General features: G+C 62.5%; 2 protein-coding genes. Both read left to right on the forward strand.

The genetic code is table 11. From position 1 onward, the window contains the following. Positions 1-40 precede the first annotated feature (40 nt). On the forward strand, positions 41-22426 hold the full coding sequence (locus tag JY391_RS03360; protein WP_211935222.1) for an Ig-like domain-containing protein: 22386 nt from the start codon (positions 41-43) through the stop codon (positions 22424-22426). Between the two features lie 190 nt (positions 22427-22616). Further along, complete coding sequence (locus tag JY391_RS03365; protein WP_042292362.1) at positions 22617-24785, forward strand: type I secretion system permease/ATPase; 2169 nt, start codon at positions 22617-22619, stop codon at positions 24783-24785.

Here is a 24785-nt window from a genome sequence, read left to right on the forward strand (position 1 = left end):
CAAGCGTAGTACTGATTAACTGACCTTTATGAGCCAGACTATGAATACATTAAAAACCGCAAACATTATCAATCGTCACACCGCGAAAAAAACCGTCCTGTCGGGCGAAGGCAACCTTTCCGTCGCAGTATCCGGCGCTTCCGTGATCGAAATCCTCGGTTCCGCTCAGGATGTGGCCCGCTACGTCCGCCAGGGCAACGACCTGCTGATCTACATGAAAGACGGCAGCGTGATTCGTTGCAGCGGCTATTTCACCGAAGATCCCGAGTCGAAACTGCACTCTGAACTGGTTTTCAATGATGAAACGGGACTGACCCACGTGACCTTTGACGATGTGGGCAATGTTGCCAGCCTGGACGCGGTTGAGCTGACGGCGCATGCGACGCCGATCGACAGCATCGAACCGTTGATGGCGGAAGCCGCCAGCGAAGAGAATGATTTTCCGTGGGCATGGCTGGCTGGTGCCGCGTTGGGCGGCGGCGCGATTGGCGCGCTGCTGGCTAATGATGATGGCGGTGAAACGAAAACAGTCACAGTGACCGAAACTGAAACCGTTGATAACACCAAAAATACGCCAACCTACATGGTCACCGATAATCAGGGCGACAAACAGGGCGGTCTGACCGCCAATGCCACCACCGACGATAACACGCCGACCTTCAGCGGGACCGGCCATCCGGGCGCGACAATTCAAATCAAAGACAGCAACGGCAACACCATCGCCAGTACAATGGTCGATGCAAATGGGGTCTGGACGGTACTGCTGCCCACGCAGACCGACGGCGTACATACCTGGTCTGTCGTGCAAATCAACGGTAGCGAGTCCACCTCAGCGGGCAATATTACGGTCAATGTCGATACCACGCAGGCAACCCTCACGCTGGCGACAACGGCTAACGATAATGTGATTAACGCCAGTGAACAGTCTGCCGGGTTTACGCTGTCAGGCAGTAGCAGTCATCTGGCGCAGGGCACGCAACTGACCGTCACGCTAAACGGTAAAAGCTATCTCACCCGCGTCGACGCGAACGGGGAGTGGCAGATCAACGTCCCGGCGGCGGATGCCGCTGCGTTGGCTGACGGGAGCTGGACGGTGAGCGTTAGCGGTCAGAATGCGGTGGGCAATACGGTGACGGGCACTCAGGTGATTGCTGTCGACACACAGGCGCCGCTGCTGTCGATGGATAGCATCGCCGTTGATCAGATCCTCAATGCCGTTGAGCACAACGCGTCCCTGGCATTAAGCGGAAAAACCACTGCCGAAGCCGGGCAGACGGTCACACTGACGCTGAACGGCCAAACCTATACCGCCCTTGTGACGAACGAGGGGACCTGGGCGCTGACGGTGGACGCCGCAGACGTTCAGGCGCTGGCGAATGGCGACCATTCTTTGACGGTTTCAGTGAGCGATAAAGCCGGGAACGCGGCGGATTTCTCCGATCAACTGACTGTCGACACCACCGCGCCGATCCTGACAGTCAATCCCGTAGCTGGCGATAATATCCTTAATGATGATGAGCAGGATGTCGCTCAACTGATTTCAGGAATGGCGAACGGCGCCGCGCCCGGCGACGTCATGACCGTTCAGTTTGGTGATCAGACCTTTACTGGCGTGGTACAGGCAGACGGCAGTTGGAGCGTGGGCGTTCCGGCCTCGTTGTTTAATTCCATGAGCAACGGGCAGCACACCATTACCGTGACGGTGACCGATGCGGCGGGCAATACCAGCACAGCCACCCACGATGTGACTCTCAACAGCCTGGCCGTCGGGATCACCGTCGATACTATTAGCCAGGACAACGTACTTAACGCCCAGGAGTCGATGCAGCCGCTGACCTTAAGCGGCGCCAGTACTCTCGCGGACGGCAGCACCCTGACCGTGATGCTCAACAATATCGCCTATACCGCAACGGTCAACGGTGGCGTCTGGTCTGTTCAGGTGCCGGTTTCTGATGTACTGAACCTTGCCAATACCCTCTATCATGTCACCGTAAGCGGCACGGACGCCACCGGTAACAGCGGCACGACCAGCGCATCCTTCCTCGTCGACACGGCGCTGCCGCAGGTGGTCATTAATCACTTCGCCACCGACAACCTGGTGAACCACGCGGAAACGCAAAGCGACCAGATTTTAAGCGGTCGTGTCATCCATGCCGCGGCGGGCGATACGGTCACCGTTCAGGTCGGCGGAAAAAGCTACAGCGCTACCGTGGAAAATGATCTGAGCTGGAAGGTGACCATTCCGGCCAACGACCTGCAACACTTTGGCGATGGCGACCTCACCTTTACCGCTTCCGTAACCAACAGTCACGGCAATACCGGGACCGGCGATCGCGATATCAGCATTAATGCGTCGCTGCCGGGCCTGCGTATAAATACGCTTTCTGGCGACGACATTGTTAACGCCATCGAACACCATCAGGATCTGGTGGTGAGCGGTAGCAGCAGCCATCTGGCAGCGGGTACGCTGGTCACTGTGTCTATCAATAACGTGAATTATCAGGCGGTGGTGAGCAGCAATGGGGGTTGGCAGATTGGTGTTCCGGCAAGCGACTTGCAAAACTGGAACGCAGGGCAACTGACCGTAACGGCCAGCGCACAGGATGGTTGGGGCAATCCCGTGTCCGTTGATCATCCGGTTGAGCTGGATCTTGATCCGGTGGCAATTACGATCAATACCGTTGCCGCAGACGATCTCATTAACGCCGCGGAGAAAGGCGCAGACCTGCTGCTTTCAGGGCAGACTCAGGGCGTGGAAGCGGGTCAAACTGTGGTGGTGAAATTCGCTGACCAGACTTTTACGGCACAGGTTCAGGCGGACGGTTCCTGGCGCGTGACTGTACCGTCATCGGCGATGGATTTACTGACCGACAGCCGTGAACAGATCGGCGTAAGCGTGACTAACGTCAGTGGCAACACGGCCAGTGCGAGCCATACAGTCACCCTGGACTCCCACGCGCCGGTGATCGCCATCAGCACCATCGCGGCAGACGATATCCTGAACGCCACGGAAGCGCAGGCGGATCTGCTGATCGGCGGCACCACCACCGCTCCGGCAGGGCAGACGGTGACCGTGACGATTGGCGGCACCGGTTACACCACCCAGGTGCAGGCCAACGGCAGCTGGAGCGTCACCATTCCGGCAGCGGACGTGGCGTCCATCGCCACAGGAACCGTAACCGCCAGCGTGGCAGACGCCGCCGGTAACACCGGTTCGGCCAGCCATACCCTGACCGTCGACACCGCCGCGCCGGTGGTGACCATCAACACCGTGGCGACGGACGACATCATCAACAGCGCCGAACACGGCCAGACGCAGCTGGTCAGCGGCGCCGTCACCGGTGCGGCGGCGGGTGATGCGGTCGTCGTCACCATTAACAACAAAACCTACACCACGGTGGTGGATGCATCCGGCAACTGGAGCGTCGGCGTTCCGGCGGCAGATATCACCGCCCTGAACGACGGCTCGGCAACCATCAGCGTGACCGTCACCAGTGCGGCAGGCAACAGCGGCTCGGCCACCCACGATGTGACGGTGAACACCGCCGCGCCGGTGGTGACCATTAACAGCGTGACCACTGACGACGTGATCAACGCCGCCGAGCAGGGCGCAGACCTGACGCTCTCCGGCACCACCACAAACGTGGAAGCCGGCCAGAACGTCACCGTGCTGTTTAACGGCAAATCGTACACGGTAACTGTCAACAGCACCGGCACCTGGACGCTGGTCGTTCCGGCTGCCGATCTGGCTGGTCTGAGCGACGGCAGCGCCCGCGTGGAGGCCAGCGTCAGCAACACCGCAGGTAACTCTGCGTCAGCCACCCGCGACTACAGCATCGACACCGATGCGCCGGTGATCGCCATCAGCACCATCGCCGCAGACGATATCCTGAACGCCACGGAAGCGCAGGCGGATCTGCTGATCGGCGGCACCACCACCGCTCCGGCGGGTCAGACGGTGACCGTGACGATTGGCGGCACCAGTTACACCACCCGGGTGGAGGCAAACGGCAGCTGGAGCGTCACCATTCCGGCAGCGGACGTGGCCTCCATCACAACGGGGGCAGTGACGGCCAGCGTGGCAGACGCCGCCGGTAACACCGGCTCGGCCAGCCATGCCCTGACCGTCGACACTGCCGCGCCGGTGGTGTCCATCAACACCGTGGCGACGGACGACATCATCAACAGCGCCGAACACGGCCAGACGCAGCTGGTCAGCGGCGCCGTCACCGGTGCGGCGGCGGGTGACGCGGTCGTCGTCACCATTAACAACAAAACCTACACCACGGTGGTGGACGCATCCGGCAACTGGAGCATCGGCGTTCCGGCGGCAGATATCACTGCCCTGAACGACGGCACCACCACCGTGTCAGTGACCGTCACCAGTGCGGCAGGCAACAGCGGTACTGCAACCCACGATGTGAACGTCAACACCGCCGCGCCGGTGGTGACCATTAACAGCGTGACCGCCGACGACGTGATTAACGCCGCCGAGCAGGGCGCGGACCTGACGCTCTCCGGCGCCACCACAAACGTGGAAGCTGGCCAGAATGTCACTGTGCTGTTTAACGGCAAATCGTACACGGTAACTGTCAACAGCACCGGCAACTGGACGCTGGTCGTCCCGGCTGCGGATTTATCCACCCTGACTGACGGCAGCGCCCGCGTGGAGGCCAGCGTCAGCAACACCGCAGGTAACTCTGCGTCGGCCACCCACGACTACAGCGTGGATACGGGGGCGCCGGTGATCGCCATCAGCACCATCGCCGCAGACGATATCCTGAACGCCACGGAAGCGCAGGCGGATCTGCTGATCGGCGGCACCACCACCGCTCCGGCGGGTCAGACGGTGACCGTGACGATTGGCGGCACCGGCTACACCACCCAGGTACAGGCCAACGGCAGCTGGAGCGTCACCATTCCGGCAGCGGACGTGGCGTCCATCACAACGGGGGCAGTGACGGCCAGCGTGGCAGACGCCGCCGGTAACACCGGTTCAGCCAGCCATACCCTGACCGTCGACACTGCCGCCCCGGTGGTGACCATCAACACCGTGGCGACCGACGACATCATCAACAGCGCCGAACACGGCCAGACGCAGCTGGTCAGCGGCGCCGTCAGCGGTGCGGCGGCGGGTGATGCGGTAGTGGTCACCATTAACAACAAAACCTACACCACGGTGGTGGATGCGGCGGGTAACTGGAGCGTCGGCGTTCCGGCGGCGGATATCACCGCCCTGAACGACGGCACCACCACCGTGTCAGTGACCGTCACCAGTGCCGCAGGCAACAGCGGCTCGGCCACCCATGATGTGAACGTCAACACCGCCGCGCCGGCCATCACCATTAACAGCGTGACCACCGACGACGTGATCAATGCCGCCGAGCAGGGCGCGGACCTGACGCTCTCCGGCACCACCACAAACGTGGAAGCCGGCCAGAACGTCACCGTGCTGTTTAACGGCAAATCGTACACGGTAACTGTCAACAGCACCGGCAACTGGACGCTGGTCGTCCCGGCAGCAGATCTGGCGACCCTGACCGACGGCAGCGCCCGCGTGGAGGCCAGCGTCAGCAATGCGGCAGGTAACTCCGCGTCAGCCACCCACGACTACAGCGTGGATACGGGCGCGCCGGTGATCGCCATCAGCACCATCGCCGCAGACGATATCCTGAACGCCACGGAAGCGCAGGCGGATCTGCTGATCGGCGGCACCACCACCGCCCCGGCGGGTCAGACGGTGACCGTGACGATTGGCGGCACCGGCTACACCACCCAGGTGCAGGCCAACGGCAGCTGGAGCGTCACCGTTCCGGCAGCGGACGTGGCGTCCCTCGCCAGCGGCACCGTAACGGCCAGCGTGGCAGACGCCGCCGGTAACACCGGTTCGGCCAGCCATACCCTGACCGTCGACACTGCCGCCCCGGTGGTGACCATCAACACCGTGGCGACGGACGACATCATCAACAGCGCCGAACACAGCCAGACGCAGATGGTCAGCGGCGCCGTCACCGGTGCGGCGGCGGGCGATGCGGTAGTGGTCACCATTAACAACAAAACCTACACCACGGTGGTGGACGCGGCGGGCAACTGGAGCGTCGGCGTTCCGGCGGCGGATATCACTGCCCTGAACGACGGTACCACCACTGTGTCCGTGACCGTCACCAGTGCCGCAGGCAACAGCGGTACTGCAACGCACGATGTGACGGTCAATACCGCCGCGCCGGTGGTGACCATTAACACCGTGACCGCCGACGACGTGATTAACGCCGCCGAGCAGGGCGCGGACCTGACGCTCTCCGGCGCCACCACAAACGTGGAAGCCGGCCAGAACGTCACCGTCACCTTTGGCGGCAAAACATATACCGCCAGCGTTGACAGTAACGGAGCATGGACGCTGGTCATCCCGGCTGCGGATCTGGCTGGTCTGAGCGACGGCAGCGCCCGCGTGGAGGCCAGCGTCAGCAACACCGCAGGTAACTCTGCATCGGCCACCCACGACTACAGCGTGGATACGGGCGCGCCGGTGATCGCCATCAGCACCATCGCGGCAGACGATATCCTGAACGCCACCGAAGCGCAGGCGGATCTGCTGATCGGCGGTACCACCACCGCCCCGGCGGGTCAGACGGTGACCGTGACGATTGGCGGCACCGGTTACACCACCCAGGTGGAGGCAAACGGCAGCTGGAGCGTCACCGTTCCGGCAGCGGACGTGGCGTCCCTCGCCAGCGGCACCGTAACGGCCAGCGTGGCAGACGCCGCCGGTAATACCGGTTCGGCCAGCCATACCCTGACCGTCGACACTGCCGCCCCGGTGGTGACCATCAACACCGTGGCGACGGACGACATCATCAACAGCGCCGAACACAGCCAGACGCAGATGGTCAGCGGCGCCGTCACCGGTGCGGCGGCGGGCGATGCGGTAGTGGTCACCATTAACAACAAAACCTACACCACGGTGGTGGACGCGGCGGGCAACTGGAGCGTCGGCGTTCCGGCGGCGGATATCACTGCCCTGAACGACGGTACCACCACTGTGTCCGTGACCGTCACCAGTGCCGCAGGCAACAGCGGTACTGCAACGCACGATGTGACGGTGAACACCGCCGCGCCGGTGGTGACCATTAACACCGTGACCGCCGACGACGTGATTAACGCCGCCGAGCAGGGCGCGGACCTGACGCTCTCCGGCGCCACCACAAACGTGGAAGCCGGCCAGAACGTCACCGTCACCTTTGGCGGCAAAACATATACCGCCAGCGTTGACAGTAACGGAGCATGGACGCTGGTCGTCCCGGCTGCGGATCTGGCTGGTCTGACCGATGGCAACGCCCGCGTGGAGGCCAGCGTCAGCAACACCGCAGGTAACTCTGCGTCGGCCACCCACGACTACAGCGTGGATACGGGCGCGCCGGTGATCGCCATCAGCACCATCGCGGCAGACGATATCCTGAACGCCACGGAAGCGCAGGCGGATCTGCTGATCGGCGGCACCACCACCGCTCCGGCAGGGCAGACGGTGACCGTGACGATTGGCAGCAACAGTTACACCGCCCAGGTGGAAGCTAACGGCAGCTGGAGCGTGACCGTTCCGGCAGCGGATGTGGCTTCCATCGCCACAGGAACCGTAACCGCCAGTGTGGCAGACGCCGCCGGTAACACCGGTTCGGCCAGCCATACCCTGACCGTCGACACTGCCGCCCCGGTGGTGACCATCAACACCGTGGCGACGGACGACATCATCAACAGCGCCGAACACAGCCAGACGCAGATGGTCAGCGGCGCCGTCACCGGTGCGGCGGCGGGTGATGCGGTCGTCGTCACCATTAACAACAAAACCTACACCACGGTGGTGGATGCGGCAGGCAACTGGAGCATCGGCGTTCCGGCGGCAGATATCACCGCCCTGAACGACGGCACCACCACTGTATCAGTGACCGTCACCAGTGCCGCAGGCAACAGCGGCTCGGCCACCCACGATGTGACGGTGAACACCGCCGCGCCGGTGGTGACCATTAACAGCGTGACCACCGACGACGTGATCAACGCCGCCGAGCAGGGCGCGGACCTGACGCTCTCCGGCACCACCACAAACGTGGAAGCCGGCCAGAACGTCACCATCACCTTTGGCGGCAAAACATATACCGCCAGCGTTGACAGTAACGGAGCATGGACGCTGGTCGTCCCGGCTGCGGATCTGGCTGGTCTGACCGACGGCAGCGCCCGCGTGGAGGCCAGCGTCAGCAATGCGGCAGGTAACAGCGCGTCGGCCACCCACGACTACAGCGTGGATACGGGTGCGCCGGTGATCGCCATCAGCACCATCGCCGCAGACGATATCCTGAACGCCACGGAAGCCCAGGCGGATCTGCTGATCGGCGGCACCACCACCGCTCCGGCGGGTCAGACGGTGACCGTGACGATTGGCGGCACCGGTTACACCACCCAGGTGGAGGCCAACGGCAGCTGGAGCGTCACCATTCCGGCAGCGGACGTGGCCTCCATCACAACGGGGGCAGTGACAGTCAGCGTGGCAGACGCCGCCGGTAACACCGGTTCGGCCAGCCATACCCTGACCGTCGACACTGCCGCCCCGGTGGTGACCATCAACACCGTGGCGACGGACGACATCATCAACAGCGCCGAACACGGCCAGACGCAGCTGGTCAGCGGCGCTGTCACCGGTGCGGCGGCGGGTGATGCGGTCGTCGTCACCATTAACAACAAAACCTACACCACGGTGGTGGACGCGGCGGGCAACTGGAGCATCGGCGTTCCGGCGGCAGATATCACCGCCCTGAACGACGGCACCACCACCGTGTCCGTGACCGTGACCAGTGCGGCAGGCAACAGCGGCTCGGCCACCCACGATGTGACGGTGAACACCGCCGCCCCGGCCATCACCATTAACAGCGTGACCGCCGACGACGTGATCAACGCCGCCGAGCAGGGCGCGGACCTGACGCTCTCCGGCACCACCACAAACGTGGAAGCCGGCCAGAACGTCACCGTCACCTTTGGCAATAAGACGTACACCGCCAGCGTTGACAGTAACGGAGCATGGACGCTGGTCGTCCCGGCTGCGGATTTATCCACCCTGACTGACGGCAGCGCCCGCGTGGAGGCCAGCGTCAGCAACACCGCAGGTAACTCTGCGTCGGCCACCCACGACTACAGCGTGGATACGGGCGCGCCGGTGATCGCCATCAGCACCATCGCCGCTGACGATATCCTGAACGCCACGGAAGCGCAGGCGGATCTGGTCATCAGCGGTACCACTAATGCTCCGGCAGGCCAGGTGGTGACTGTTACCATTGGCAGCAACAGTTACACCGCCCAGGTGGAAGCTAACGGCAGCTGGAGCGTCACCGTTCCGGCAGCGGATGTGGCTTCCATCGCCACAGGAACCGTAACCGCCAGTGTGGCAGACGCCGCCGGTAATACCGGTTCGGCCAGCCATGCCCTGACCGTTGACACTGCCGCGCCGGTGGTGACCATCAACACCGTGGCGACGGACGACATCATCAACAGCGCCGAACACGGCCAGACGCAGATGGTCAGCGGCGCCGTCAGCGGTGCGGCGGCGGGTGATGCGGTCGTCGTCACCATTAACAACAAAACCTACACCACGGTGGTGGACGCGGCGGGTAACTGGAGCGTCGGCGTTCCGGCGGCAGATATCACCGCGCTGAACGACGGCACCACCACTGTGTCCGTGACCGTCACCAGTGCGGCAGGCAACAGCGGCTCGGCCACCCACGATGTGACGGTGAACACCGCCGCGCCGGCCATCACCATTAACAGCGTGACCGCCGACGACGTGATCAACGCCACCGAGCAGGGCGCGGACCTGACGCTCTCCGGCGCCACCACAAACGTGGAAGCCGGCCAGAACGTCACCGTCACCTTTGGCGGCAAAACATATACCGCCAGCGTTGACAGTAACGGCCACTGGACGCTGGTCGTCCCGGCTGCGGAACTGGCTGGTCTGACTGACGGCAGCGCCCGCGTGGAGGCCAGCGTCAGCAATGCGGCAGGTAACAGCGCATCGGCCACCCACGACTACAGCGTGGATACGGGGGCGCCGGTGATCGCCATCAGCACCATCGCGGCAGACGATATCCTGAACGCCACCGAAGCGCAGGCGGATCTGCTGATCGGCGGCACCACCACTGCTCCGGCGGGTCAGACGGTGACCGTGACGATTGGCGGCACCGGTTACACCACCCAGGTGCAGGCGAACGGCAGCTGGAGCGTGACCGTGCCGGCAGCGGATGTTCCTGCGCTCAGCAGCGGTGCGGTCACCGCGACCGTCTCCGACGCCGCCGGTAATACCGGTTCGGCCAGCCATACCCTGACCGTTGACACTGCCGCCCCGGTGGTGACCATCAACACCGTGGCGACCGACGATATCATCAACAGCGCCGAACACGGCCAGACGCAGATGGTCAGCGGCGCCGTCACCGGTGCGGCGGCGGGTGATGCGGTCGTCGTCACCATTAACAACAAAACCTACACCACGGTGGTGGATGCATCCGGCAACTGGAGCGTCGGCGTTCCGGCGGCGGATATCACCGCCCTGAACGACGGTATGGCAACCATCAGCGTGACCGTCACCAGTGCGGCAGGCAACAGCGGTACTGCCACCCACGATGTGACGGTGAACACCGCCGCACCGGTGGTGACCATTAACAGCGTGACCGCCGACGACGTGATCAACGCCGCTGAGCAGGGCGCGGACCTGACGCTCTCCGGCACCACCACAAACGTGGAAGCCGGCCAGAACGTCACCGTCACCTTTGGCGGCAAAACATATACCGCCAGCGTTGACAGTAACGGCCACTGGACGCTGGTCGTCCCGGCTGCGGAACTGGCTGGTCTGACTGACGGCAGCGCCCGCGTGGAGGCCAGCGTCAGCAATGCGGCAGGTAACAGCGCATCGGCCACCCACGACTACAGCGTGGATACGGGGGCGCCGGTGATCGCCATCAGCACCATCGCGGCAGACGATATCCTGAACGCCACCGAAGCGCAGGCGGATCTGCTGATCGGCGGCACCACCACTGCTCCGGCGGGTCAGACGGTGACCGTGACGATTGGCGGCACCGGTTACACCACCCAGGTGCAGGCGAACGGCAGCTGGAGCGTGACCGTGCCGGCAGCGGATGTTCCTGCGCTCAGCAGCGGTGCGGTCACCGCGACCGTCTCCGACGCCGCCGGTAATACCGGTTCGGCCAGCCATACCCTGACCGTTGACACTGCCGCCCCGGTGGTGACCATCAACACCGTGGCGACCGACGATATCATCAACAGCGCCGAACACGGCCAGACGCAGATGGTCAGCGGCGCCGTCACCGGTGCGGCGGCGGGTGATGCGGTCGTCGTCACCATTAACAACAAAACCTACACCACGGTGGTGGATGCATCCGGCAACTGGAGCGTCGGCGTTCCGGCGGCGGATATCACCGCCCTGAACGACGGTATGGCAACCATCAGCGTGACCGTCACCAGTGCGGCAGGCAACAGCGGTACTGCCACCCACGATGTGACGGTGAACACCGCCGCACCGGTGGTGACCATTAACAGCGTGACCGCCGACGACGTGATCAACGCCGCTGAGCAGGGCGCGGACCTGACGCTCTCCGGCACCACCACAAACGTGGAAGCCGGCCAGAACGTCACCGTCACCTTTGGCAATAAGACGTACACCGCCAGCGTTGACACCAGCGGCAACTGGACGCTGGTCGTCCCGGCTGCGGATCTGGCGACCCTGACTGACGGCAGCGCCCGCGTGGAGGCCAGCGTCAGCAATGCGGCAGGTAACAGCGCATCGGCCACCCACGACTACAGCGTGGATACGGGGGCGCCGGTGATCGCCATCAGCACCATCGCGGCAGACGATATCCTGAACGCCACCGAAGCGCAGGCGGATCTGCTGATCGGCGGCACCACCACTGCTCCGGCGGGTCAGACGGTGACCGTGACGATTGGCGGCACCGGTTACACCACCCAGGTGGAGGCGAACGGCAGCTGGAGCGTGACCGTGCCGGCAGCGGACGTGGCCTCCATCACAACGGGGGCAGTGACAGTCAGCGTGGCAGACGCCGCCGGTAACACCGGTTCAGCCAGCCATACCCTGACCGTTGACACCGCCGCCCCGGTGGTGACCATCAACACCGTGGCGACCGACGACATCATCAACAGCGCCGAACACGGCCAGACGCAGCTGGTCAGCGGCGCCGTCACCGGTGCGGCGGCGGGCGATGCGGTCGTCGTCACCATTAACAACAAAACCTACACCACGGTGGTGGACGCGGCGGGTAACTGGAGCGTCGGCGTTCCGGCGGCAGATATCACCGCGCTGAACGACGGCACCACCACTGTGTCCGTGACCGTCACCAGTGCCGCAGGCAACAGCGGTACTGCAACGCACGATGTGACGGTGAACACCGCCGCGCCGGCCATCACCATTAACAGCGTGACCGCCGACGACGTGATCAACGCCACCGAGCAGGGCGCGGACCTGACGCTCTCCGGCGCCACCACAAACGTGGAAGCCGGCCAGAACGTCACCGTCACCTTTGGCGGCAAAACATATACCGCCAGCGTTGACAGTAACGGCCACTGGACGCTGGTCGTCCCGGCTGCGGAACTGGCTGGTCTGACTGACGGCAGCGCCCGCGTGGAGGCCAGCGTCAGCAATGCGGCAGGTAACAGCGCATCGGCCACCCACGACTACAGCGTGGATACGGGGGCGCCGGTGATCGCCATCAGCACCATCGCGGCAGACGATATCCTGAACGCCACCGAAGCGCAGGCGGATCTGCTGATCGGCGGCACCACCACTGCTCCGGCGGGTCAGACGGTGACCGTGACGATTGGCGGCACCGGTTACACCACCCAGGTGCAGGCGAACGGCAGCTGGAGCGTGACCGTGCCGGCAGCGGATGTTCCTGCGCTCAGCAGCGGTGCGGTCACCGCGACCGTCTCCGACGCCGCCGGTAATACCGGTTCGGCCAGCCATACCCTGACCGTTGACACTGCCGCCCCGGTGGTGACCATCAACACCGTGGCGACCGACGATATCATCAACAGCGCCGAACACGGCCAGACGCAGATGGTCAGCGGCGCCGTCACCGGTGCGGCGGCGGGTGATGCGGTCGTCGTCACCATTAACAACAAAACCTACACCACGGTGGTGGATGCATCCGGCAACTGGAGCGTCGGCGTTCCGGCGGCGGATATCACCGCCCTGAACGACGGTATGGCAACCATCAGCGTGACCGTCACCAGTGCGGCAGGCAACAGCGGTACTGCCACCCACGATGTGACGGTGAACACCGCCGCACCGGTGGTGACCATTAACAGCGTGACCGCCGACGACGTGATCAACGCCGCTGAGCAGGGCGCGGACCTGACGCTCTCCGGCACCACCACAAACGTGGAAGCCGGCCAGAACGTCACCGTCACCTTTGGCAATAAGACGTACACCGCCAGCGTTGACACCAGCGGCAACTGGACGCTGGTCGTCCCGGCTGCGGATCTGGCTGGTCTGACTGACGGCAGCGCCCGCGTGGAGGCCAGCGTCAGCAATGCGGCAGGTAACAGCGCATCGGCCACCCACGACTACAGCGTGGATACGGGGGCGCCGGTGATCGCCATCAGCACCATCGCGGCAGACGATATCCTGAACGCCACCGAAGCGCAGGCGGATCTGCTGATCGGCGGCACCACCACTGCTCCGGCGGGTCAGACGGTGACCGTGACGATTGGCGGCACCGGTTACACCACCCAGGTGGAGGCGAACGGCAGCTGGAGCGTGACCGTGCCGGCAGCGGATGTTCCTGCGCTCAGCAGCGGTGCGGTCACCGCGACCGTCTCCGACGCCGCCGGTAATACCGGTTCGGCCAGCCATACCCTGACCGTTGACACTGCCGCCCCGGTGGTGACCATCAATACCGTGGCGACCGACGATATCATCAACAGCGCCGAACACGGCCAGACGCAGATGGTCAGCGGCGCCGTCACCGGTGCGGCGGCGGGTGATGCGGTCGTCGTCACCATTAACAACAAAACCTACACCACGGTGGTGGATGCATCCGGCAACTGGAGCGTCGGCGTTCCGGCGGCGGATATCACCGCCCTGAACGACGGTATGGCAACCATCAGCGTGACCGTCACCAGTGCGGCAGGCAACAGCGGTACTGCCACCCACGATGTGACGGTGAACACCGCCGCACCGGTGGTGACCATTAACAGCGTGACCGCCGACGACGTGATCAACGCCGCTGAGCAGGGCGCGGACCTGACGCTCTCCGGCACCACCACAAATGTGGAAGCCGGCCAGAACGTCACCGTCACCTTTGGCGGCAAAACATATACCGCCAGCGTTGACAGTAACGGCCACTGGACGCTGGTCGTCCCGGCTGCGGAACTGGCGACCCTGACCGACGGCAGCGCCCGCGTGGAGGCCAGCGTCAGCAATGCGGCAGGTAACTCCGCGTCGGCCACCCACGACTACAGCGTGGATACGGGGGCACCGGTGATTACCATCAGCACCATCGCGGCAGACGATATCCTGAACGCCACCGAAGCGCAGGCGGATCTGTTGATCGGCGGTACCACCACTGCTCCGGCGGGTCAGACGGTGACCGTGACGATTGGCGGCACCGGTTACACCACCCAGGTGGAGGCCAACGGCAGCTGGAGCGTCACCGTTCCGGCAGCGGACGTGGCCTCCATCACAACGGGGGCAGTGACAGTCAGCGTGGCAGACGCCGCCGGTAACACCGGTTCAGCCAGCCATACCCTGACCGTTGACACCGCCGCCCCGGTGGTGACCATCAACACCGTGGCGACCGACGACATCATCAACAGCGCCGAACACGGCCAGACGCAGCTGGTCAGCGGCGCCGTCACCGGTGCGGCGGCGGGCGATGCGGTCGTCGTCACCATTAACAACAAAACCTACACCACGGTGGTGGACGCGGCGGGTAACTGGAGCGTCGGCGTTCCGGCGGCAGATATCACCGCCCTGAACGACGGCACCACCACTGTGTCCGTGACCGTCACCAGTGCCGCAGGCAACAGCGGTACTGCAACGCACGATGTGACGGTGAACACCGCCGCGCCGGCCATCACCATTAACAGCGTGACCGCCGACGACGTGATCAACGCCACCGAGCAGGGCGCGGACCTGACGCTCTCCGGCGCCACCACAAACGTGGAAGCCGGCCAGAACGTCACCGTCACCTTTGGCGGCAAAACATATACCGCCAGCGTTGACAGTAACGGCCACTGGACGCTGGTCGTCCCGGCTGCGGAACTGGCTGGTCTGACTGACGGCAGCGCCCGCGTGGAGGCCAGCGTCAGCAATGCGGCAGGTAACAGCGCATCGGCCACCCACGACTACAGCGTGGATACGGGGGCGCCGGTGATCGCCATCAGCACCATCGCGGCAGACGATATCCTGAACGCCACCGAAGCGCAGGCGGATCTGCTGATCGGCGGCACCACCACTGCTCCGGCGGGTCAGACGGTGACCGTGACGATTGGCGGCACCGGTTACACCACCCAGGTGCAGGCGAACGGCAGCTGGAGCGTGACCGTGCCGGCAGCGGATGTTCCTGCGCTCAGCAGCGGTGCGGTCACCGCGACCGTCTCCGACGCCGCCGGTAATACCGGTTCGGCCAGCCATACCCTGACCGTTGACACTGCCGCCCCGGTGGTGACCATCAACACCGTGGCGACCGACGATATCATCAACAGCGCCGAACACGGCCAGACGCAGATGGTCAGCGGCGCCGTCACCGGTGCGGCGGCGGGTGATGCGGTCGTCGTCACCATTAACAACAAAACCTACACCACGGTGGTGGATGCATCCGGCAACTGGAGCGTCGGCGTTCCGGCGGCGGATATCACCGCCCTGAACGACGGTATGGCAACCATCAGCGTGACCGTCACCAGTGCGGCAGGCAACAGCGGTACTGCCACCCACGATGTGACGGTGAACACCGCCGCACCGGTGGTGACCATTAACAGCGTGACCACCGACGACGTGATCAACGCCGCTGAGCAGGGCGCGGACCTGACGCTCTCCGGCACCACCACAAACGTGGAAGCCGGCCAGAACGTCACCGTCACCTTTGGCAATAAGACGTACACCGCCAGCGTTGACACCAGCGGCAACTGGACGCTGGTCGTCCCGGCTGCGGATCTGGCGACCCTGACCGACGGCAACGCCCGCGTGGAGGCCAGCGTCAGCAACACCGCAGGTAACTCTGCGTCAGCCACCCACGACTACAGCGTGGATACGGGGGCACCGGTGATTACCATCAGCACCATCGCGGCAGACGATATCCTGAACGCCACGGAAGCGCAGGCGGATCTGGTCATCAGCGGTACCACTAATGCTCCGGCAGGCCAGGTGGTGACTGTTACCATTGGCAGCAACAGTTACACCGCCCAGGTGGAAGCTAACGGCAGCTGGAGCGTGACCGTTCCGGCAGCGGATGTTCCTGCGCTCAGCAGCGGTGCGGTCACCGCAACCGTCTCCGACGCCGCCGGTAACACCGGTTCGGCCAGCCATACCCTGACCGTTGACACTGCCGCGCCGGTGGTGACCATCAACACCGTGGCGACCGACGATATCATCAACAGCGCCGAACACGGCCAGACGCAGCTGGTCAGCGGCGCCGTCACCGGTGCGGCGGCAGGTGACGCGGTTGTCGTCACCATTAACAACAAAACCTACACCACGGTGGTGGATGCATCCGGCAACTGGAGCATCGGCGTCCCGGCGGCAGATATCACCGCCCTGAACGACGGCACCACCACTGTGTCCGTGACCGTGACCAACGCGGCAGGCAACAGCGGCTCGGCCACCCATGATGTGAACGTCAACACCGCCGCACCGGCCATCACCATTAACAGCGTGACCGCCGACGACGTGATCAACGCCGCCGAGCAGGGCGCGGACCTGACGCTTTCCGGCACCACCACAAACGTGGAAGCCGGCCAGAACGTCACCGTCACCTTTGGCGGCAAAACATATACCGCCAGCGTTGACAGTAACGGAGCATGGACGCTGGTCGTCCCGGATGCGGATTTATCCACCCTGACTGACGGCAGCGCCCGCGTGGAGGCCAGCGTCAGCAATGTGGCAGGTAACAGCGCATCGGCCACCCGCGACTACAGCATCGACACCGATGCGCCGGTTATCTCCATCAACACGATCTCCGCGGATGACGTACTGAACGCGGCGGAACAGCAGCAGCCGCTTACCGTGCAAGGCAACACCAGCGCAGAAGCGGGGCAGACCGTAACGGTAACGCTGAATGGCGCTAATTACACCGCGCAGGTGCAGGCGAACGGCACCTGGAGCGTCACCGTGCCTGCCACCGATCTGGCCGGGTTAAGCGATGGTCCGCTGACGGTTTCCGCTGTCGTCAGCGACAAGGCGGGAAATGAAAGCCAGGCTGCCCATAATCTGACAGTGGATGCCAGCGTGCCGGTTATTACCGTCAATACGGTGGCGGGCGACAACATCATCAACAGTGGCGAGCAACGAGCCGGACAGACCCTCAGCGGCACCACAACTGCCGAACCGGGACAGACGGTAACCCTGACCTTTAACGGGCACACGTATCAGACGACGGTAGATACCAGCGGCAACTGGTCGCTATTCGTCCCGGCGGGCGATTTTACCGGCCTGGCGGACGGTAACTATGTCATCTCCGTCACCGTTAACGACGCGGCGGGTAATGCAGGTAACGTCACGCACAACGTGATCCTGAACGGTGATGTGCCGACTATCGCCATTGATGCCATCAGCACCGATGATGTGATCAATGCCGCAGAGCAAGGTGCTCCGTTGACTCTCAGCGGTACGACGGACGCGCCTGCCGGTCAGACGGTGACCATCACGCTTAACGGCAATCGCTATACCGCGGTGGTCGACAGCAACGGACAGTGGAGCTGCGTAGTGAGCAGCGTCGACGTCGCCGCGCTGGCGGACGGCACGGCGTATACGGTAAATGCGCAGGTCAGCAATACCATTGGCAACAGCGCCAGCGCCGATCGGGTAATGAACGTCGATCTGACCGCGCCAGCCCAGATCATCAACATTGATGCCGTGCAGGGCGACAGCGGCCTGAGCGGCAGCGACTTCATTACTAACAGCAATCTGGTGGTACTGGACGGCTCGCTCAGCGCATCGCTCGCCAGTGGCGAAACCGCGCAGATCAGTCTTGATAGCGGGACAACCTGGATCGATCTGTTGGTGAACGGCACACAGTGGTCTTACGCCGACGGTCGTAGCCTGGCGGACGGCGGTTATCTGTACATTGTGCGAGTGATTGATGCGGCGGGTAACGTCGGATCGGTCGACAGCCAGTCGGTGCGGGTAGACACCACGCCGCCAGCCGTAACGCTGATCTCCGTTGATGCGATCACCCAGGATACCGGGCTGTCGACAAGCGATTACATTACGCATGACAACCAGATTTCCCTGCAAGGCTCGCTGAACGCGGCGATCGCCAGCGGTGAACATGTGCAGATCAGCCTTGATGGCGGCAACACCTGGACTGACGTCAGCGTCAGCGGACTGAGTTGGTCGTTTGCCGATGGGCGCACGCTCGCCGACGGCGATTATATTTATCAGCTGCGCGTGATCGACCAGGCGGGTAACGTCAGCGCGACCACCAGCCAGACGGTGACCGTGGATACTCTGGTACCGGACGCGACGAAAACCATCGTTTTTGACAGCATTACGGACGACAGTGGTCTGAGCAGTAGTGACTTTATTACGAAAGACACCTCGCTCAGTCTGCAGGGATCGCTGGGCGCGACGCTGGCGCCGGGCGAGATCGTCCAGATCAGCCTTGATGGCGGCACCACCTGGCAGAACGTTACGGTGATTGGCAATAGCTGGTCGTTTGCCGATGGGCGTACGCTGGGCGAAGGCATTCATGATTACTGGGTCCGCGTGATCGATACCGCCGGAAACATTGGCGCGACCGCGCACCAGCAGGTGTCCGTCGATCTGACCCCGCCGGACAGCGCGATCACGGTCAGCATCGACAGTATCTCTACGGATACCGGTTACAGCAGCAGCGACTTCCTGACCAACGATACCTCGCTGACCCTCAGCGGCTCCCTTGGCGCGCCGCTTGCCGCAGGCGATCGCGTACAGATTAGCGTCGATAACGGCCTGACCTGGCATGATGTCGTGACGAACGGCAACAGCTGGCATTATGTCGATTCGCGCACGCTGCCGGAAGGCGATCAGACTTACCAGGTCCGCGTTGTCGATGTGGCGGGCAACGTGGGCGAGACAACGAACCAGGTTGTCACCGTCGATCTGACCGCATCCACCAACGCGGCGAATATCCACAGTTATACCGACGACGTTGCCTCTTCACGCGGCGAGTTCGCGGCAGGCACCACAACCGACGATCGTATGCCGATGCTGAACGGCACGCTGACGACAGGTCTGCTGACCGGGGAAATGGTGCGTATTTACCGCGCCGACGGCACACTGGTCGGCGAAGCGGACGTCAACGGCACCGACTGGACGTTCCAGTTGAACGAACCGTTGGTTGACGGCGAAAAAGGGGAGTTCTATGCGGTTGTCGTCGATGCCGCTGGCAACGAAGGCGCGCAGTCGCCGGTATTTGATTTCACTGTCGACCTCAAAATGTATGCCGATACCCAGAATACGCTGGATACCACACCGATTATTACAGGGCGCGTGGACTTTGAAATCCTGCCGGGCGAATACGTGGAGGTGACGATCAATAACGTCGTGTATAGCTCACGCAACGGCGCGGTGGTCATTGACCCGAAAAACAGCACCTGGTATGTGCAGCTCCCGAACAGCGACGCGCTGGCGCTGGGCACTTACGACGTGAAGGCCGCGCTGTTTAAAGCCGATGGCACGGAGATTACCCATGACGACACCACTGGTGAGCTGACGGTTTCGCCAACGCCGTCCATCACCTTTACGTCATCCGCGGCCTCTTCGGAAGATACCGGTACCGCGCTAACCCTGGGCGAAGATGGGACGTGGCGTATCCTCAGTAACTCGACGGTCTTTACCCAGAACGCGACGGATTCGACTACCCTGGGCTCGTTTGACTCGGTGGCGATCAGCGGACCAGATCGTCAGCAGCAGTCGTCGTTTATCGATTTCGACCGCGATGGCCTGATGGATATTCTCGGCGCGGACACCAGCTATGCCAACGGACAGCAGTCGTTCAAATACAACGCCGACGGCAGCTATACCGCCTTCCAGGTGGGCGCTTATGGCGTGTCGGGCCAGACTAACGATCCGAACGGCAACGTCTACGGCTGGTACGGCGGCGCAATGGGGATCGATATCAACGGCGACGGCTATGTGGATATGGTCTACGGCGACGAAACGCCGAACGACTCTGAAGGACGGGGCGGCTATGACTCCGGGTTTGTACTCAACACCGACGGCACCGTGATGGGGTTTGATAAGACCGGCGCTTATGTCTATACCAATAACTCGCAGGACGGCGTGGCTTCGACCAATGGCGGTAACCCGACGCCGGACCGTGAAGTATCGGGCGTTGACCTGAACAACGACGGTTACGTGGACATTACCTATCACGCAACCTCAGGCACCAGTACGACTTCGGCCGGGGGCACCAGTAGCTCCAACTCCCGTCTGGCGATCGTAACCAACGGCGTGGATGCTAACGGCAATATGACGCTGACCAATACCCAACTGATCACGGATGTGTTCAACGGGGATAACGCATCCGATAACCATTACACCACGCTAACCTGGTCCGATCTGAATGGCGATGGCTATATGGATCTGTTTGTTGCCGGGTTGACCGCCAAAGGCGGCGCCACCAGCGCCATCTTCTATAACGACGGCACCGGCAAACTCACCGCGGCGGCCAACGGCGCGGGCGTAGGGTCAAACGTGCAGACGCTGGGCGACAGCGTGAACAGTATGTCCTCGCTGGCGGTGGACTGGAACGGCGATGGCCGGATGGATCTGATCGAAATCGCCGGAGCGGCGGGATCGACCATCGCCACCAATACCAGCAACGTGGGACTGCTGTGGACCAACAACGGCGTGAACGGCAGCAACCAGGTTGACTGGTCTTCTCAGACTTTGCTAACCGGCGCGAACCAGGGCAGCACCAACATCACCACTGGCGCGTTGACGCTGGACCTGGATTATGACGGCGACAAGGATCTGGTGGTGTTCCGCGCCGCGGGCGGTAAAACGGAATACATCGAGAACACCAGCACCATCAGCAACGGCACGAGCATGATTTTGCGTATTGCCGATGCCAACGGGATTAACGCCTTCTATGGCAATACCGTGCTGTTGGTGGATGAGAGCACCGGCAAGGTGGTCAGCTCGCAGGTGATTAACCCGCAGGGCGGCGTGAACATGAACGACTCGTCAGGTCTGGTCTACTTCTACGGTCTGGACGCCAGCAAGTCGTACAGCGCGGTGCTGCTGGCGAACGGTCAGGATTACGGCGGCGTGTCGTCGGCGACGTTTGACGCTTCCGGCGTAGTGAACACGGTTGAAAACGTCAACGCTTCCTGGGGCGGCCTGACGGCGGTGGAGAAGAACCATGCGTACGTCCTGACAGCGGAAGACGGCGCGTCAGCGACGAATAGCGCACTGGCGGCGACCGACGGCAGCAATACCGTGGGAATTGTTGGTACCGGCTACAACGATACGCTGAACGCTACCGCGGGCACCCATATCTATAACGGCGGCGGCGGTAGTCGCGTCGTGTCGGATGTGGACGTCTGGACCGCACAGGGCGGGATGGATATGGTGGATTACACGCTGGCGGGCAGCGCTGCGCTGAACATCGATCTCAGCAACGGCGCGATGCAGAACACCGGTTTTGGTCAGGCACAGTTCGTCAACATTGAAGGGATTGCCGGAGGCAACGGTGACGATGTCTTTACCGGCAGCACCGGCGAAAACGTCTTCAACGGGCGCGGCGGTAACGATACTTTCAATATTGGCAACGGCGGACACGATACCCTGTTGTACAAGCTGATCAACGCCTCAGACGCCACTGGCGGCAACGGCAGCGACGTGGTCAACGGCTTTACCGTCGGCACCTGGGAAGGGACGGCGGATACCGATCGTATCGACCTGCGCGAACTGTTATCCGGCAGCGGCTACACCGGCAGCGGGTCAGCCACCTACGTCAACAGCGTCGCGACGCTGGATGCCCAGGCGGGGAATATCGAAGACTACGTCCGCGTGGTGCAGAACGGCAGCAACACCGAAATTCATGTGGATCTTGACGGTGCGGGCGGGGTCTCCGCCTCCACCACCGTGGTCACCCTGAATGGCGTACAAACCGACCTCGCCACCCTGCTGGCAAACCATCAGTTGGTGATTATGTAATAACCGACGTCCGGGGGAATCGCTTCCCCCGGCACACTTCGCGGTAAATACGCACTAGACTAAAAAATGAACAGCGCAGAGTGGATAACAGGTTTATCGCGCTGCGGCAGAAACGAGTATGAGCACACAATCCGTTATTCCTCACGCAATTCCGTTACGGCGCAATGTCGCAGAACAGGAACAGAATGCTATGAACACGCAGTCGCAATATGAACCCTGGTTACAGGCTATGATCGGCGTGGCGCAACATTATCGTCTCGACTACTCGCAGGAGCATGTTCGGGTGTCGATAAACTATGAAACTGACTCCCCGCGCGAGCTGGTGTTAAAAGATATGGCGCGCCAACTGGGGCTGGGTTTGCGCAGGGTCGCAGCGAAAGTCTCGCATCTCGATCCGTGGCGTCTGCCGCTGATTGCGGAATTTAGCGAAGGGCAAATCGCCGTCATTACCCGCATGGACAACGACGGGAATATCAGCCTGCAGTTCAGCGGCGATGAAGGGCTGGAAACCGTATTACCGCGCGATGAATTAAGCGCGCGACTGAAAGCGTTATTTATTTTACGTCCGCTGGAATCCACGCCTGACGCGCGCGTTGATGATTACATTAAGCCGTATAAGAAAAACTGGTTCTGGCAGTTGGCGTTAAAAGACTGGCCTCGCTATATCGACATTATGGTGGTTGCGCTGGTGGCGAACGTGCTGGCGCTCTCTGGCATGATTTTTTCGATGCAGGTTTACGACCGCGTAGTGCCCTCGCAGTCTGAAACTACCCTGTGGGTGCTGTTTGGCGGGGTAATGCTGGCGATCCTGTTTGAATTTATTATGCGTATGCTGCGCGTCTATATTTCTGACGTGGTGGGCAAGCGGGCCGACTTGCGTATTTCAGAGCGCATTTTTGCTCATGCGATGCGGATTAAGAACGGCGCGCGATCCAAATCCACCGGATCGTTTATTGCCCAGATCCGCGAACTGGAGTCGGTGCGTGAGCTGATCACCTCAACCACCATCGCCGCGCTCTCCGATCTGCCCTTCTTCCTGCTGTTTGTCTTCATTTTATGGATGATTGGCGGTCCGCTGGTGCTGGTGGTGCTGATGGCGGTTCCGCTGCTGCTGATCCCCGGCCTGCTGGTGCAGCGTCCGCTGGGGCGGCTGTCCAGCGAGGGGATGCGCGAGTCGGCTATCCGTAACGCCACGCTGGTGGAAGCGGTACAGGGCATTGAAGATATCAAACTGATGCGCGCCGAACAGCGTTTTCAGAACCAGTGGAACAACACCAACTTTGTGGCCGCTGACGTCGGCATGCGCCAGCGCTGGCTGACCAGTCTGTTGCTGACCTGGACCCAGGAAGTGCAGTCCATTGTCTATGCGGTGGTGCTGCTGATTGGCTGTTATCTGGTCATTGCTGGTGATATGACCACGGGCGCGCTGGTCGGGACCTCGATTCTGGCCTCGCGCACTATCGCGCCGCTGTCGCAAATCTCTGGCGTGTTGTCGCGCTGGCAGTCGGCGAAGGTGGCGTTACAGGGGCTGGATGAGCTGATGCAGCGTCCGGTTGATGAGCCGCAGCAGGGCAAGAAAGTACATAAAGCGCACCTGCGCGGGCATTATCAACTGGAAAACGTCGCGTTTTACTACGACGAAGAAGAGAAAGTTAACGTGCTGACGGTGCCTTCGCTGAATATCAACGCCGGGGAGCGCGTGGCGCTGCTCGGTCGCAACGGCTCGGGTAAAAGTACGTTGCTGCAGGTGCTGGCGGGTATGCAGGAACCGCAGCAGGGGTCGGTGCTGCTCGACAATATCGCGCTCAATCACCTTGACCCGGCGGATCTGCGCCGCGATATGCAGTTGCTGAGCCAGCAGGCGCGCCTGTTCTTTGGCTCCATCCACGACAATATTACGCTCGGTAACCCCACGGCGACCGATGACGATATCCAGCAGGCGCTGGCGATCAGCGGCGCGCTCGAATTTGTGCGCAAGCAGAAAACCGGGCTGAACTATGTGATCAGCGAAGGCGGCGCCGGACTGTCGGGCGGACAACGTCAGGCGCTGCTGTTGGCGCGCGCGCTGCTGACGTCGCCGAATATTTTACTGCTGGATGAGCCCACTGCCTGGCTGGATGAAATTGGCGAGAGCCAGTTTATTCAGCACCTGAAGAACTGGCTGGGCAATACGCGAACGATGGTGGTGGCGACGCACCGTTTGCCGATCCTTGAACTGGTGGATCGCATTATCGTGCTGGATAACGGACGTATTGTCATGGACGGCCCGCGTGACGCCATTTTGCATAAACACGGTATGACGCCGCCGACGACAGGCAATGTGACCCGGATGCCGTCGAACAACCCAGGGAGAGCATAA

The organism is Citrobacter sedlakii (genome assembly GCF_018128425.1).
In the GTDB taxonomy this organism is placed as follows: Bacteria; Pseudomonadota; Gammaproteobacteria; order Enterobacterales; family Enterobacteriaceae; genus Citrobacter_A; species Citrobacter_A sedlakii.